Here is a 16,231-nt window from a genome sequence, read left to right as displayed (position 1 = left end):
TAATTCTCGGGTGAACCATTGGGCTAGACTCAAATGGTTCATCGGTTATTGAAATCTCTAACAGGATTATCAACGCTTATGTCTTTTCTACAAGAAGTGGGTAAACGCCGTACGTTTGCTATCATTTCTCACCCCGATGCGGGTAAAACAACAATCACTGAAAAAGTATTGTTATTCGGAAACGCGATTCAAAAAGCAGGTACGGTAAAAGGCCGTGGTTCTAACCAGCATGCTAAGTCTGACTGGATGGAAATGGAAAAAGAACGTGGTATCTCGGTAACAACCTCTGTGATGCAGTTCCCATACAATGATTGTCTAGTCAACCTGCTAGATACCCCTGGGCACGAAGATTTCTCGGAAGATACCTACCGTACATTGACTGCGGTTGACTCATGTTTGATGGTTATCGATGCCGCAAAAGGTGTCGAAGATCGTACTCGTAAGCTAATGGAAGTTACGCGTCTGCGTGATACGCCAATTGTAACCTTCATGAACAAATTGGACCGTGATGTTCGCGACCCAATGGAAGTGCTAGATGAAGTAGAAAGCGAGCTAGGTATGGCTTGTGCTCCTATTTCATGGCCGATTGGTTGTGGTAAAGAATTTAAAGGTGTTTACCACATCCACCGTGACGAAACGATCCTGTACGAATCAGGCCATGGTCACGAAATCCAAGAAGTACGTATCATTAAAGGCCTAGACAACCCAGAGCTAAATGCGGCAGTGGGCGATGACCTAGCTGAAAGCGTACGTGAAGAAATCGAACTTGTTGTGGGTGCATGCCCTGAGTTTGATCACGACTTGTTCCTAGCTGGTGAGCTAACGCCAGTATACTTTGGTACAGCATTGGGTAACTTCGGTGTTGACCACATGCTAGATGGCTTAACGCAGTGGGCACCTGCGCCACAAACGCGTAAAGCGAACGAGCGTGATGTTGAAGCAAAAGAAGAGAAGTTCTCTGGTTTTGTATTCAAAATCCAAGCAAACATGGATCCTAAGCACCGTGACCGTATCGCCTTCATGCGTATTGTGTCGGGTACTTACAACCAAGGCATGAAAATGAACCACGTACGTACTGGCAAAAATGTCAGCATTTCGGACGCGGTAACTTTCATGGCGGGTGACCGTTCACGTGCAGAGCAAGCCTTTGCTGGTGATATTATTGGTTTGCACAACCACGGTACGATCCAAATTGGTGATACCTTTACGCAAGGCGAGAACCTGAAGTTTGCGGGTATTCCGAACTTTGCACCAGAATTGTTCCGTCGTATTCGTCTAAAAGATCCACTGAAGCAAAAGCAATTGCTTAAGGGCTTAGTACAGCTTTCTGAAGAAGGTGCAGTACAGGTCTTCCGTCCGCTACAAAATAACGACCTTATCGTTGGTGCGGTAGGTGTACTTCAGTTTGATGTGGTTGTTGCGCGCTTGAAAGCGGAATACAACGTAGAAGCGATCTACGAAGGTGTTAACGTTGCAACGGCGCGTTGGATTGAGTGTGATGACGTGAAGAAGTTAGAAGACTTCAAACGTAAGAACCAACAAAACCTCGCGCTTGATGGTGGCGATAACCTGAGTTATATCGCACCGACTATGGTTAACCTTAACCTAGCGCGTGAGCGTTTCCCTGACGTTGACTTCCGTGCAACTCGCGAACACTAATCACCGCGACAATGGATTATTTGCTAAAGCCGTCACTGATGTGACGGCTTTTTTTGTATCTGATAAAGGGCGGTATATAGTTACTTCATTATGCAACTTGTTTGTTTTGGCTGGAGGCTATCATGGACGTGGCGAGTGTAGTAAAAATTAAGAAGCAACAAGCGTTAGCAGAAGAGCAAGATATTTACTCATGGCCGGGTAAAGCCTATCCGTTAGGGGCGTCGGTTAAGAAAACCGGGGTGAATTTTAGCTTATACTCCAAGCATGCCACCCAAGTTGTATTGCACCTCTTTCATCACCGTAACGACAGTGAACCATTCCTTTCTTTCGACCTCGATCCTTCTATTCATAAGCGCGGCCATTATTGGTTTGTGTTTATTGCCAATATCAATCATGGCCAAGTGTATGCCTTTCAAGTAGATGGTCCATGGCAGCCTGATAAAGGGCTGAGGTTTGATAAAAACAAAGTGCTGCTTGATCCCTACAGCCACGCCATCTGTTTTAGTGATAACTACCAAAGGCAACGAGCAATCGATGCGGGCTCCAACATGGATGCTTGCATGAAAAGCGTGGTCGTTGATCATCAGACGTTTGATTGGCAAGACAGTCAATCGCCTCGTCACTCGTTAACCGATACCGTGATCTATGAAATGCATGTGGCCGGTTTTACGCAGCATCCAAATTCCGGTGTCGAGCAGGCTAAGCGTGGTACCTATGCCGGCATTATCGAAAAAATCCCCTACCTCAAATCGTTAGGGGTCACTGCGGTTGAATTGATGCCTGTGCAGCAGTTTGATACTTCGGATGCCCCCGAAGGCCGAGATAATTATTGGGGTTATAGCCCGATTAACTTTTTCGCCGTGCATGCGGGTTACAGTATTGAGCAAGATCCGTTAGCCGCTATCAATGAATTTAAGCTGTTGGTCCGTGAGCTGCATAAAGCGGGGATTGAAGTGATTTTGGATGTGGTGTTCAACCACACCGCGGAAGGCGATGAGAATGGCCCTACCTTTTGTTTCAAAGGGCTACAGAATCGCACTTATTATCTGACCGATAAAGAAACGGGCAAATACGCCAATTACAGTGGCTGTGGAAACACCTGTAATGCGAACCACAGTGTTTTGCGCCGAATGATCATCGATGCACTCCACTTTTGGGTCACCGAAATGAAAGTGGATGGTTTTCGCTTTGATTTGGCGTCGGTATTAGCCCGAGACGGTGATGGTATCCCGATGCGTCAACCACCGTTACTTTGGTCTATCGATTCCGATCCTATTTTAAGCAGTACTAAAATTATCGCCGAAGCCTGGGATGCGGCAGGTTTGTATCAAGTCGGTTCTTTCATTGGTGATCGTTGGAATGAGTGGAACGGTAAGTACCGTGATGATGTTCGTACTTTTTGGCGAGGCGATGCCAATTGTATTAGCCGCTTTGCATCACGTATTTTAGGCTCGCCCGATATTTATGGTCGCCAGCATCATTCTCCTCACCGCTCGGTGAACTTTATATGTGCTCATGACGGCTTTACCCTTAATGATTTAGTGAGCTACAACGAAAAACATAATTGGGCCAATGGGGAGGAGAACCGTGATGGTGATAACCATAATATTTCCTGCAATTATGGCGTTGAAGGGCCAACTGACATTGTCGAAATAGAAAGTCTGCGTCACCGCCAATGTAAAAATATGATGGCTACCCTGTTTTTGTCGTTAGGGACACCCATGATCAATATGGGCGATGAAGTACGACGTACCCAGCAAGGCAACAATAATGCGTATTGCCAAAATAACGAACTCAGTTGGTTTGATTGGACGCTGGTGGACAAGTATCCAGATTTACATCGCTTTGTGGCCTTATTGAGTAAGCTACGTAGCGCTGAACCAACGCTTGAATGGAATATGCACCGTTCACTGAACTCGGTACTCGATTCGGTTGAAATATGCTGGCACGGTGTTGAGCCGAATCAACCTGACTGGGGCGAGCGCTCTCACTCCTTGGCCTTAACGGTTATTCATCCTCTAACTAACGATGAGCTCTATGTGGTGTGCAATGCGTACTGGGATCCACTGGAATTTACCATTCCCGATTGTGATCAAAGTGATTGGCATTTGGTGATAGATACGTCAGCAGAAAGCCCGCATGATATTTATGCTATTGATGATGCACCACGTTATCCTCACAATAGTATCTTGGTGAAAGGGCGAAGCATGGTGGTGATGGTCGCTAAAACGCCTGATTAGCCGTAGTTGGGTCAAGTGATTAGGAAAGAGTATGTTACAGCAAATTAAGCAGGGGATAGGGCGTGTTATCGCAGGCTACGGCGCATGGTGTCAGCACATGGGGCTAACAGCGGAGAACCGCCGTAGCTGCGCGCCTGTGCGGTATGATCTCCATGATCCTCGCCATCCTAGTTATAGTCAGTGTGGTAAGCGTGATGGTATCGGTGATGGTTGTAAACAATCATCACCGAGCGTTAAAGGAAACCAGCATGCTGATTGATAGCCATTGCCATTTTGACTTTGCGCCCTTTGCACAAGATCCTGCCCATTACCTTGCTATGGCGCAGCAGCACGGTGTTGAGAAACTCGTCGTGCCTGCCATAGGGCAGCGAAACTGGCCATTAGTCATGGAGCTTGCTGCGCAGTTTCCTACTATTTACTTTGCCCTTGGTTTACATCCTTTCTTTAGTGCTGAACACAGTGAAGACGCAGTGGCACAGCTAGATCATCTGTTAGCTCAACAGCAAGCAAACTGTCAGTGCGTGGCGATTGGAGAGTGCGGGTTAGATTTTGCCGTTGCCGATAAAGGCAGCGAGCCTCAAGCGCAGCGTCAGCAACAACAAGCTTGGTTAGCAGAGCAGTTAGAGCTCGCCAACCGTTATCAGCTCCCCGTGATACTGCATTGCCGCAATGCCTTCCCTGAACTGCTGAAACTATTGAGACAAAATCCACCCAAACGGGGTGGTGTGTATCATGCTTTTAGTGGCAGCTATCAGCAAGCAACCCAGCTAGTTGATCTAGGTATCAAAATTGGGGTTGGTGGGACGATTACTTATAGTCGTGCGCATAAAACTCGCACTACAATGACTAAGTTGCCATTGGCAGCCTTAATGCTAGAAACTGATTCACCCGATATGCCCGTTGCCGGTTTTCAAGGACAGCCTAATCGTCCTGATCGCTTACGCAATGTATTGCAAAGCCTTGCGACTCTCAGAACGGAATCTGAACGCGAAATAGCAAGGGTTACGAGCTTAACTACTGCTGAACTTTTCGCCATTCCTTTGTGAGATCGATCTCAAAAGACAAACGTTTGCGTTAACCGATTGCGTTAATCGCTTGCTTTGATGTGATCCTTGTCACGCTTAGCGTTAAACTTTCACATCCTTTCCTTGGAAAGTGTGAACTTGGCATTACTTTATCAGCCCTAGCATCAGTATAATGCGCCCAACTCATTTATGAGCCTAATTGTCGAGACGCCAAATTTAACTAAAGGATGCCATAAACCATGAGCCTGTTTATGAGCCTGGTTGGGATGGCGGTATTGCTAGCAATCGCAGTGCTGTTATCGGACAACCGCAAAGCTATTAATCTACGTACTGTTGGTGGCGCTTTTGCCATCCAATTCTGTTTAGGTGCATTCGTTCTGTATGTACCAGTTGGTCGTGATGTGCTTTACGGCATGTCACAAGCTGTAGCAAATGTAATTGGCTACGGTAATGACGGTATTAACTTCCTATTCGGTGGTTTAACGTCAGATAAAATGTTTGAAGTGTTCGGTGGCGGCGGTTTCGTATTCGCATTGCGTGTACTACCAGTTATCGTATTCTTCTCTGCATTGATCAGCGTACTTTACTACCTAGGTGTGATGCAGGTTGTTATCAACGCACTAGGCGGTGGTCTACAGAAAGCACTGGGTACATCTCGTGCGGAATCTATGTCTGCAACAGCGAACATCTTCGTAGGTCAAACGGAAGCACCATTGGTGATTCGTCCGTTCGTACCTAAAATGACTCAATCTGAGCTGTTTGCAGTAATGTGTGGTGGTCTAGCATCTGTAGCGGGTGGTGTACTAGCAGGTTACGCATCAATGGGTGTACCTCTAGAATACCTAATCGCAGCATCTTTCATGGCTGCACCAGGTGGTCTACTGTTTGCTAAAATCATCAAGCCTGAAACTGAAGAGCCAATTGAGCAATTAGCTGGCGACGAAGCACATGGCGATGACAAACCAGCTAACGTGATTGACGCAGCAGCGGCAGGCGCATCTTCTGGTATGCAACTAGCACTTAACGTAGGTGCAATGCTACTAGCATTCATCGGTTTGATTGCACTAATCAACGGTATGCTAGGTGGTATCGGTGGTTGGTTCGGTATGCCTGAACTAACACTAGAGCTAATCCTTGGTTACATCTTCTCTCCACTTGCATTCCTAATCGGTGTGCCATGGGAAGAAGCAACCATCGCAGGTTCTTTCATCGGTCAGAAACTGGTAGTGAACGAATTCGTTGCTTACCTAAACTTTGCCCCTTACCTAGGTGAAGCGGCTGAAGTTGTTCTTTCTGAGAAGACCAAAGCAATCATCTCATTCGCACTTTGTGGTTTTGCTAACCTTTCTTCTGTAGCAATCCTACTAGGTGGCCTTGGTGGTCTAGCACCAAGCCGTCGTCATGACATCGCACGTTTCGGTATGAAAGCCGTTGCTGCAGGTACATTATCTAACCTAATGTCTGCAACAATTGCTGGTCTATTCGTGACTATCAACGCAATGTAATACGACACCTCGTCGAATTGAAAAACGCCACGGCTTTGCTGTGGCGTTTTTGTATCTGCTAATTACCCTAGATGCTGAATCATAACGAAGTGAAGTTTTATGCTTTCGTTGTTTGTTCACAGCGACCTCCAATGCACTTATGCATGAATAATCTGATGGTTTTTATTCTTTCAACAAAATAGGTAAAAACCTAGGTCGAGCTTAAAATTAAAGCCATAAAATCGATTGCGCTCCCTTTTATGGCCATTCACTTTGCTAACATTAGTTGCATGAACAAGGTCGGATAGAGCGAGATAAGGTCTACACTCATAGTTGAATTTCACAGCACAAAGAGAGCTGTTATGGGTGAAGTATTATTATCTATCTTTGCTGGTTTCATTGTCGGTATGTTGTTTTCGGCGATCAAGCTGCCCATTCCTGCACCACCTGTGTTATCTGGGGTGATGGGGATTGTCGGTGTTTACTTAGGTGGGATTTCGTATCAATGGATTGTTGAGCGATTTTTCACTGGATAAATCGAAGAGTGTTTATTTCAAGTTATTGAAAGTAATGAGCTTAGTTTGAATTTTGTAGGTAAACATATTGTCTACACCTGGAAACACGACTTTGATGGTGGCATGAATCTTACCTTGGTATGATGGGGTTATCATCCAAATGCGATGAGTGCTTTAACAGCATTCCCTAACGTGATGGGAGATGTCACGTTTCTGCTGTGAATGGCAAAAGCAAGGTGTACCCTCCACCTTGCGCGGTGAAAAAGGATGTCGATTGAGTGCAATAATGAGATTGCCTCGATTCTTCAAGGAGCAAGTCCGCTCAGTGAGCAGTTCACGCTGTGTGAGCTGTTTGACTTAGTAATGATAATTGGACTCTGGAGATAGTCATGAGCGAATTAAAAACTGCTGCACTACGCGCACTAAAATTAATGGATCTTACCACTCTTAACGATGACGACACTGATGCAAAAGTGATCGAGCTTTGTAAGAACGCTAAGACAGCCGTAGGCAATACTGCAGCAGTATGTATCTACCCACGCTTTATCCCAGTTGCTAAAAAGCAACTACGTGAGCAAGGTACACCAGATGTACGTATCGCAACTGTTACTAACTTCCCACACGGTAACGACGACATTGAAATCGCAGTAGCTGAAACAAAAGCAGCTGTTGCATACGGTGCAGACGAAGTGGATGTAGTATTCCCATACCGTGCACTGATCGCAGGCAACGAAGAAGTTGGCTTCGAGCTAGTTAAACAATGTAAAGCAGCATGTGGCGATATCCTACTGAAAGTAATTATCGAAACAGGTGAACTGAAAGAAGAAGCGCTAATCATCAAAGCGTCTGAAATTTCTATCAAAGCCGGTGCTGATTTCATCAAAACATCAACAGGTAAAGTGCCTGTAAACGCAACGCCAGAATCAGCAGAAATCATGCTGACTGTGATCAAAAACATGGGCGTAGCAAAAACTGTTGGCTTCAAGCCTGCAGGTGGTGTGCGTACAGCGGAAGACGCACAAACATACCTAGCAATGGCAGATCGCCTTCTAGGTGCTGAGTGGGCTGACAACATGCATTACCGCTTTGGTGCATCAAGCCTACTAGCAAATCTGCTTCACACGTTAGGTGAAGGCGAAAAAGCTGCTGAAGGCGGCTACTAAGCCTGAACAATAAGGTGGCGCAAGCCGCCACCTTAATTCCCCATACTTTGCCAAGGCTAGATGCTTATTCGTAAGCGTCCGACCTCTTACACTCAAAATACAGCAAAGTATGTACCCTACACCCAAGCTAACAGGGGCAGATAATGTACTTACCTCAAGAAATCATCCGTAAAAAACGCGATAACGTTGTTCTAACAGCAGACGAAATTAACTTCTTTATTCAAGGCATTGCAAAAGACACTGTATCTGAAGGTCAGATCGCGGCGTTTGCGATGGCTATTTACTTCAACGACATGACCATGGACGAGCGTGTAGCACTTACGTGTGCAATGCGTGATTCAGGCATGGTGATCGACTGGAGTCACATGGACTTCGGCGGCCCAATCGTTGATAAGCACTCTACAGGCGGTGTGGGTGATGTAACCTCACTAATGCTAGGCGCTATGGTTGCGGCATGTGGTGGCTTTGTTCCTATGATCTCTGGTCGTGGTCTTGGTCACACTGGCGGTACACTGGATAAACTTGAAGCGATCCCTGGTTACAACATTACCCCAACCAATGATGTGTTCGGTAAAGTGACCAAAGAAGCAGGTGTGGCGATTATCGGCCAGACTGGCGACTTAGCACCAGCGGACAAGCGCGTGTATGCAACCCGTGACGTGACGGCAACCGTTGATAACATCTCGTTGATCACTGCCTCTATCTTGTCGAAGAAACTGGCGGCAGGTTTAGGTTCATTGATCATGGACGTAAAAGTAGGTTCTGGTGCATTTATGCCAACTTATGAAGCGTCTGAAGAGCTTGCAAACTCAATCGTTGCAGTAGCAAATGGTGCAGGTACACGTACTACAGCACTACTTACTGACATGAACCAAGTGTTGGCATCAACAGCAGGTAATGCGTTAGAAGTGCGCGAAGCGGTGCAATTCTTAACAGGTGAATACCGTAACCCTCGCTTGTTTGAAGTGACCATGGCACTGTGTGCTGAAATGCTATTAATTAGTGGCCTAGCAAGCGATTTAGAACAAGCGCGCGCTAAGTTACAAGCAGTACTTGATAATGGCCAAGCGGCTGAACGCTTTGGCAAAATGGTAGCCGGTCTTGGTGGACCAGTAGATTTCATGGAAAACTACAATAACTACCTCGACACAGCAGAAATCGTGAAGCCTGTGTTTGCAGATGCAGCACAACTTGCGGGTGCAACAAACTTTGCATCGGCAATGGATACACGTGGTTTAGGTATGGCAGTTGTGGGCATGGGCGGCGGTCGTCGTGTTGCTAGCGACACTATTGATTACGCAGTAGGCCTGAGCGATATGATCCGCCTAGGTGATGAAGTTTACGCTGATACGCCACTTGCTATGGTTCACGCACGTAGTGAAGCACAGTGGGAAGAAGCAGCGAAAGCGGTTCGCCAAGCGATCAATGTGTCTGAGCTAAAACCAGAAGCTACCCCAGAAGTTTACCGTCGCGTTCGCGCGGAAGATGTTTAATTCGGAGTCAATATGAAACGTTCAATAATCCTAGTACTAGATTCATTCGGTATTGGTGCCACAGAAGATGCCGTTAATTTCGGTGATGTAGGCGCAAACACCATGGGTCACATTGCACAAGCTTGTGCACGCGGTGAAGCGGATAACGGTGAACGTAGTGGTCCTCTACACCTACCTAACCTAAACAAATTGGGCCTAGGTAAAGCATGTGAAGAATCATCAGGCTACTTCCCTGAAGGTTTGGATGCACAGGTAGAAATCACTGGCGCTTACGGCCATGCGAAAGAGTTGTCTTCGGGTAAAGATACCCCGTCAGGCCACTGGGAAATCGCTGGCGTACCTGTTCTGTTTGATTGGGGCTACTTTACCGATCACAGCAACAGCTTCCCGCAAGAGTTACTAGATAGCATTGTTGAACGTGCCAACCTACCGGGTTACCTAGGTAACTGCCATGCATCAGGTACACAAGTACTGGATGACTTGGGTGAAGAGCACATGAAAACGGGCAAGCCTATTTTCTATACCTCTGCTGACTCGGTATTCCAAATCGCATGTCATGAAGAAACATACGGCCTAGATAACTTACTAGCGCTATGTCAAATCGTGCGTGAAGAGCTGGAAGACTACAACATTGGTCGTGTTATTGCGCGTCCATTCGTTGGTGCAGGTAAAGGTCAGTTCGAGCGTACGGGTAACCGTCGCGATCTGTCTGTTGAGCCACCTGCGCCAACCGTATTACAAAAACTGGTTGAAGAGAAAAACGGTGACGTGATTTCAATCGGTAAGATCTCTGATATTTACGCTGGCTGCGGTATCACTAAAAAAGTGAAAGCAACAGGCATTCCAGATCTGTTTGATGCAACGCTTGAGCAAATTAAACAAGCCGGTGACAACAGCCTAGTATTCACGAACTTCGTAGATTTCGATTCAGCATACGGCCACCGTCGTAATGTTGCAGGCTACGCAGCCGCGCTTGAATACTTTGATAAGCGTCTACCAGAAGTGCTTGAACTACTGCAAGAAGACGATGTACTTGTCCTAACAGCAGACCACGGTTGTGATCCAACGTGGGAAGGTACTGACCATACGCGTGAGCATATCCCTGTGATTGTGACTGGCCCTAAAGTGGCTGCGGGCTCATTAGGTCGTCGCGAGACATTTGCAGATATCGGTCAAAGCCTTGCGGCGCACCACGGTCTGACAGATATGGATTACGGTAAGTCGTTCTTGTAATGCAAAAAAGCGATTCGATACTTAATCGCATGAATTTGTAAGTACAGAGATCAAAGTCAAATCGCTGTTTCTGGTTATGATGAATAAGAGGCAGAAACAGCGATCACTAATTATGATTTATCAATGAGTACAGCTCGAATGGGCACTTGTTGAAACGAAAAGGAAATAACCATGGCTACTCCACATATTAATGCTGAAATGGGTGATTTTGCAGACGTAGTGCTAATGCCGGGTGACCCGCTACGCGCAAAATACATCGCAGAAACTTTTTTAGATGATGCGAAAGAAGTGTGTAACGTTCGTAGCATGCTAGGTTTCACTGGTACTTACAAAGGTCGTAAGATCTCTGTTATGGGCCACGGTATGGGTATCCCATCGTGCTCTATCTACGCGACTGAATTGATCAAAGATTTCGGCGTGAAGAAAATCATCCGTGTTGGTAGCTGTGGCGCGGTACGTGACGATGTAAACCTACGTGATGTTGTTATCGGCATGGGCGCATCGACGGACTCTAAAGTAAACCGTATTCGTTTTGGCGATCACGACTTTGCAGCGCTAGCGGATTACGGCATGGTACAAAACGCCGTAGATGCAGCTAAAGCAAAAGGCGTTGACGTTAAAGTGGGTAACATCTTCTCTGCGGATCTATTCTACAACCCAGATTTCGATTTCTTCCAAACAATGAAGAAATACGGCATTGTAGGTGTGGAAATGGAGGCAGCAGGTATCTACGGCCTAGCGGCTGAGTTTGGTGCGAAAGCACTGACTATCTGTACTGTATCTGATCACATTCTACGTGGTGAAGCGACAACATCTGAAGAACGTCAACTTACGTTCAACGACATGATGGAAATCGCACTAGAGTCTGTACTTCTAGGTGATGCTGAATAAGTGTAATAGCCTTTAGGCATTACCTTTAAGCGACAAAAAAGACGACTACGAGTCGTCTTTTTTTTTGCTTATTTGTGAGCAATATAGATGTTATATCAGTGAGCAGTAGAGCGTTAATCTTTGGCGTTAGCCGTAAGCAAATACGGGAAATGCCAAATGTCTTTACGGCGACCGAAGGTAAAGGCAAGGAGGAAGCCAATAAAGAGCGCGGCAATCACTAATCCACGGATAGTGTTGGTCATACTTTCAATTTGGCTACTGGCATTTTCAACCAATTTGCCGTGTTCGAGCGTGATACGTAAAAAGCCAATGACTTGTTCGCCAGACAATATAGGCTCGATCACTTGTTGACGACCATAACTGGCAACAGCCAATGGGGTGGATAGCCCTGTGACTTGCTCAATCGGCATCGATTCTTCGGTGCGAGCAACGGTGAGACCTTTGAGGTCGTAAATGGTCGCATCTAAAATCAGCGGCTCTTGCGATAAACGCTGTACCAGCACTTGTAATCTATCTTGGTTTTTATCAATCACATCGCTAGAGGCTGTCTCTGCGGCTTGGCGGACTAAAATACGCGACAGGGTTTGCGTTTGTTCACTGAGCATTTGATAGTTACGATTATTGAGCTGCGAACCGTATTCCAGCATGGCGACAATACCACCAAAACATGCCAACAAGACAAAGACTTGCCAGAAGCGTTTGAGTCGCGTTGTTTTAAATTTCATCATAGTTAGTGTCTTCCAAAAAACGCCCTAGTGCATTGCCTTATGCTGTCATTCGCTAAGTAGATTGCATAGTATCCATCATTTTTGCCATAGTGGGGCGGTGGCTTATTCTATGGTGATCGGGTACTTTGATGGTGCAGAGCAGTATACCAGCGTTTCTCTAAAGCGGTAAAAAACTCGATAATCCTCTTGTTAAAACGCTAGAGTAATTAAGAGGGACATTGAAAGAGAGTACGATATAGAGTGTTTATACCCATGGCTGTTTCACTCAACACCATGAGTATAACTATTTCAACAAGGATGATGAATTTTGCTGCGCATTAGAAAACATACGTTGCTTCAACAGCGATTTCCCGAAATTATTGCTACGCCAAATTTAGTGAAACAAAAAGCCGCGACCTTGATTTACGGTCGCGCAGTCACGCCGACACAACTCGATGAAATCGGTGATCAAGCGAATGAAACCTTACAAGTCGTTGCCGCTTGGAAAGTTGGTAACTATGATGCGGTATTGGTCAGTAATCCTTTGCAGCCGACATTATTGCAAGCAATTATTGATCATTCACTCGATACCGTCGCAACGGCAGATTTACCGGATCTGTCCGATCCAGGCTTAGTCTTGATGGACATGGACTCGACGGCAATCGAAATCGAATGTATTGATGAAATCGCGAAATTGGCCGGTGTGGGTGACGAAGTGGCTGCGGTAACCGAGCGTGCCATGCAAGGTGAACTCGACTTTGAAGCAAGCCTGCGTCAACGCGTGGGGACGCTGGAAGGGGCAGATGAAGCGATTTTAGCGCAAGTTCGTGAGCACCTTCCTCTCATGCCAGAACTTCGCCAATTGGTTACTACTCTTCAACATTATGGCTGGAAAGTGGCGATTGCCTCGGGAGGCTTTAGCTATTTATCTGATCACCTCAAAGATGAGCTAGGTTTAGTGCATGCTCATGCCAACACTTTGGAGGTTGTTGATGGCAAACTCACGGGTAAAGTTTTAGGCGAAGTGGTTGATGCGCAAATGAAAGCCGATGTGTTGGTTGAATTAGCCGAGCATTTCGACATTCCGTATCACAATACCGTAGCGGTTGGTGATGGTGCGAATGATCTTGTCATGATGGCGACAGCAGGGTTGGGAATTGCCTATCATGCTAAGCCGAAAGTGGAAGCCGAAGCGGACTCCGCCATTCGTTTTGCTGATTTAGGTGGGGTGATGTGTATTTTGTCTGCGTCGCTGGTACCCCAAGGGTTGAATTGGTGATCGCCCGCTTACTAATAGAGTGAGCCATGGAACACAGATAAAATAAACGCCAGTCATTGACTGGCGTGGCGTTATTGTTATTGGTGGTTAAGTCTAGTGACTCGAAGCGATGTTTAGCGCTCAGCTCAGCTCTAGGCGAACTAACACTTCATCGGTCACATCGTAGATCTCGCCACAACCAATTAAAGAGGTAAATTCAACCTCCAAGGCACGAGCTCGGTGTAAGGTGAGCCGGGCTAATTCACCGAGTTCTTCACCGGTTAATGCTGTTAATGGATTCAGTACAGGCACGGCGGTAACGCGAATCGCAAAAAACTCCCCCTTGGCGCGAGCTTGCTGAATGAAACGGATACGGTGCTCGACGTTAATGAATTCTTCCACTAACTTACTGCACATGCGCTCGACCACGCCCCCTTCACGTTTAACCCACAAGTATATTTCATGAATGTATGGGGCTTTTACCTCAACAGGGCGCATAGTTTCCGACAGCATCTTGTTGACGCGGTTTTGGAAAATTGGTGCGACGGAAAAAAGAGGGTTAGTGGATAACTGGCTCAGTAGTTTAGGAAGTGGTGCCAGTGGGAAGTTACACCCTAGGGCTTTGACTTTGGCTTTGTGATCGACTTTCTCTGCAAAGTAAGGCGTGCTGTTTAATCGCGTGAGTAGCATTTGGTGCATCGCGAGTAATAACTCACCTTCAGGTAACGACTCTTTGCTTACCCGTAATCGTGCTTCATTATTTTTGATCAAATGGCGCAGGAAGTTTTCACCTCGGGCGGCATCTCTGCCACTGCCCGTGGTGAGCTGAATATTACACCGATTTGGACTGACACGTACCACCCGATAAGGCATACAGTGCAAGGGGGCGTTACGGTCAATCTTTTGTAAATCGTTGAATCGAATATTGACTAAATCATCGCGCTTTAAGGCAACAGGTTCGCTAAGCTGCAAGTTGAGCCCGCGGGTTGAGAAGTCGATGGAAATCCCCACTTTTTTGCCAAGGGTGGCGTGGGTCAGCTCTAGCGGTGTCTTAAACAGGTAGCGTTCTTCACTGCGCTGCGGTTTAGGGTCGAAATAAATCCCTTGCGCCTTCGCGATGGGGTTACGCGGGTGGCGAAACACTTGAAGCGCATTCGAACTCAATTGCGGTTTTGCAGGTAATCGGTAATCAGCTTTGGCTTCTTGATGAGTCAAATCTTGCAAAATACCTATGTGGGTCAACGATTTTAGCTGCTCTTGCATCTCTGGCGCGAGAGACTGTAAGTAGTTTAAATCTTCCTCACCTAGTGGGTATACCGTGACTTTGGTGACTCGCCAGCTTGGACGTGACGCGCCAATATGCCAAAACAAACGGCGTTGTTCTTGGCTCATCTCGGGCAGTGCTGCAGAGTAAAAGTGTGTTTTATTTTCGTGCTCATGGGTAAAGCTATACAGTAAGGTGCTGCATTGCTTTAAGCCTGCCTTGCCCAATATCGCCATGCGACTATCAGACAGCAGGTGATTAATGACAGATTGGTTGCGTTCATCGTGCCAGTAATCCCAGATATGGCGGTTGTGGTCTGTCAGTAAACCGTATTTCAGTTCATTACCTGCAAAGAACAGCGGTATGTTGGCAGTATGTTTTAAATAACAGTGTTCGTAGCCAATGGTACGGGTTTGGATCACCTTGTCTTCATGATCGTTGCGTGAGCGGTTCGGATTCGCAGCTTGATAGCGTTCAATCGCCGATTGGATCCCTTCGCCGTCAGACAGAGCGAGCAGACGTAACCATTTGTAGCTGTCATTATCGGGGTTATCGTCGATGCCTAATACCCGATAAGTCACTTCTGTATTGTTGCGTAAGTCGGGAAAACGTTCTGCAATCTCAGGAAAGGTCGCATTGATGGTTTGACCAAGGTGGTAGTTAAACGCCGATGGCACTTTAATTTTCGCACCAGAACAGGAAATATCAGAAGTGATGCCATGCACGCTTTGGCCAAGCGGTAAGGTTAAGTTTACCGGGGTGGATACCTGAGTACGTTTTTCCCCACGCGTCAAATAATGACCAAAGCGAATCGCATTCACGTTGAATTGATCGTCGTGGCTAGCGCTCGATGCTGGTGTTGTCGTGGGGCTGAATTTGCCTTGTTTGTGCAATACTCGAAAGTTATTGCGGGTATTTACGAGCGCTTCATAAACGCCGACACGGTACTGGTTACCGTATTGCTTAAAGCGTTTGTGATAAGTATTGATGGCGACGTCATCAAGGTAATGTTTTAGCCCATCCAGAGTATACTCTCGGCATTCACCGTTAACGCGTCCACGCAGATCGACCGCTTTATGGCATCGCGCCATTAGACGGTTTAATTCCAATTTAATCTGTAAGCGCGTTGGCCCTGTTTCATCTTGAGTCAGCATTTGAAAAACGTGATCAAAATCGCTGCTATCGTAAACAGGGATGAGTTGCTCAATCAGTCCTTTATAATCGTCTAGCTGCATGGGTTCTTCTGATAGTTTACGTCTTCAGATATTATCTGTATTTTGGCGTAAAAGTTTAGTCAAT

13 protein-coding genes are annotated in these 16,231 nt (G+C 46.4%); 11 read left to right on the top strand and 2 right to left on the bottom strand.

Annotated features, from left to right (window positions below; translation table 11 throughout):
* Window positions 1-78 precede the first annotated feature (78 nt).
* From prfC to deoD, 10 genes are all read left to right on the top strand, one after another.
* The gene (prfC, locus tag OCU77_RS14005; RefSeq protein ID WP_048898028.1) at window positions 79-1,659 is read left to right on the top strand and encodes a peptide chain release factor 3; all 1,581 of its coding nucleotides are present in this window, start codon (window positions 79-81) and stop codon (window positions 1,657-1,659) included.
* Between the two features lie 122 nt (window positions 1,660-1,781).
* Entirely contained in the window at window positions 1,782-3,899 is a 2,118-nt protein-coding gene (glgX, locus tag OCU77_RS14000; protein WP_084711735.1) for a glycogen debranching protein GlgX, read from the top strand.
* 31 nt (window positions 3,900-3,930) lie between these two features.
* Window positions 3,931-4,158, top strand: a complete 228-nt coding sequence (locus tag OCU77_RS13995) for a hypothetical protein (RefSeq protein ID WP_048898029.1) — start codon at window positions 3,931-3,933, stop codon at window positions 4,156-4,158.
* The gene (locus OCU77_RS13990) at window positions 4,148-4,945 is read left to right on the top strand and encodes a TatD family hydrolase (protein ID WP_048898030.1); all 798 of its coding nucleotides are present in this window, start codon (window positions 4,148-4,150) and stop codon (window positions 4,943-4,945) included. Before OCU77_RS13995 ends, OCU77_RS13990 begins: the two co-directional genes overlap by 11 nt.
* A gap of 218 nt (window positions 4,946-5,163) precedes the next feature.
* The gene (locus OCU77_RS13985) at window positions 5,164-6,429 is read left to right on the top strand and encodes a NupC/NupG family nucleoside CNT transporter (protein WP_048898031.1); all 1,266 of its coding nucleotides are present in this window, start codon (window positions 5,164-5,166) and stop codon (window positions 6,427-6,429) included.
* 341 nt (window positions 6,430-6,770) lie between these two features.
* On the top strand, window positions 6,771-6,944 hold the full coding sequence (locus OCU77_RS13980; protein ID WP_048898032.1) for a XapX domain-containing protein: 174 nt from the start codon (window positions 6,771-6,773) through the stop codon (window positions 6,942-6,944).
* Window positions 6,945-7,312: 368 nt separating this feature from the next.
* Window positions 7,313-8,086: a deoxyribose-phosphate aldolase gene (gene deoC / locus OCU77_RS13975; RefSeq protein ID WP_048898033.1), complete on the top strand. Its 774-nt coding sequence runs from the start codon at window positions 7,313-7,315 to the stop codon at window positions 8,084-8,086.
* A gap of 143 nt (window positions 8,087-8,229) precedes the next feature.
* Window positions 8,230-9,579, top strand: coding sequence for a thymidine phosphorylase (gene deoA, locus OCU77_RS13970; RefSeq protein WP_107302789.1), 1,350 nt, complete (start codon window positions 8,230-8,232; stop codon window positions 9,577-9,579).
* Window positions 9,580-9,591: 12 nt separating this feature from the next.
* Window positions 9,592-10,812, top strand: a complete 1,221-nt coding sequence (locus tag OCU77_RS13965) for a phosphopentomutase (protein WP_048898034.1) — start codon at window positions 9,592-9,594, stop codon at window positions 10,810-10,812.
* Window positions 10,813-10,983: 171 nt separating this feature from the next.
* On the top strand, window positions 10,984-11,703 hold the full coding sequence (deoD, locus tag OCU77_RS13960; RefSeq protein WP_048898035.1) for a purine-nucleoside phosphorylase: 720 nt from the start codon (window positions 10,984-10,986) through the stop codon (window positions 11,701-11,703).
* Between the two features lie 113 nt (window positions 11,704-11,816).
* On the opposite strand, the gene OCU77_RS13955 is transcribed toward deoD, so the two are convergent.
* A complete protein-coding gene (locus OCU77_RS13955; RefSeq protein WP_107302788.1) occupies window positions 11,817-12,431 on the bottom strand; it encodes a YtjB family periplasmic protein in 615 nt (204 codons plus the stop codon).
* Window positions 12,432-12,738: 307 nt separating this feature from the next.
* On the opposite strand from OCU77_RS13955, the gene serB reads away from it, so the two are divergent.
* On the top strand, window positions 12,739-13,689 hold the full coding sequence (gene serB / locus OCU77_RS13950; protein ID WP_107302787.1) for a phosphoserine phosphatase: 951 nt from the start codon (window positions 12,739-12,741) through the stop codon (window positions 13,687-13,689).
* Window positions 13,690-13,809: 120 nt separating this feature from the next.
* On the opposite strand, the gene OCU77_RS13945 is transcribed toward serB, so the two are convergent.
* The gene (locus OCU77_RS13945) at window positions 13,810-16,167 is read right to left on the bottom strand and encodes a PilZ domain-containing protein (RefSeq protein ID WP_107302786.1); all 2,358 of its coding nucleotides are present in this window, start codon (window positions 16,165-16,167) and stop codon (window positions 13,810-13,812) included.
* Window positions 16,168-16,231 lie beyond the last annotated feature (64 nt).

Origin of the sequence: Photobacterium swingsii, from assembly GCF_024346715.1 — a bacterium.
Lineage (GTDB): Bacteria > Pseudomonadota > Gammaproteobacteria > Enterobacterales > Vibrionaceae > Photobacterium > Photobacterium swingsii.
The sequence above is the reverse complement of the archived record's forward strand: the minus strand, read 5'-3'. Positions and strand labels throughout refer to the sequence as shown.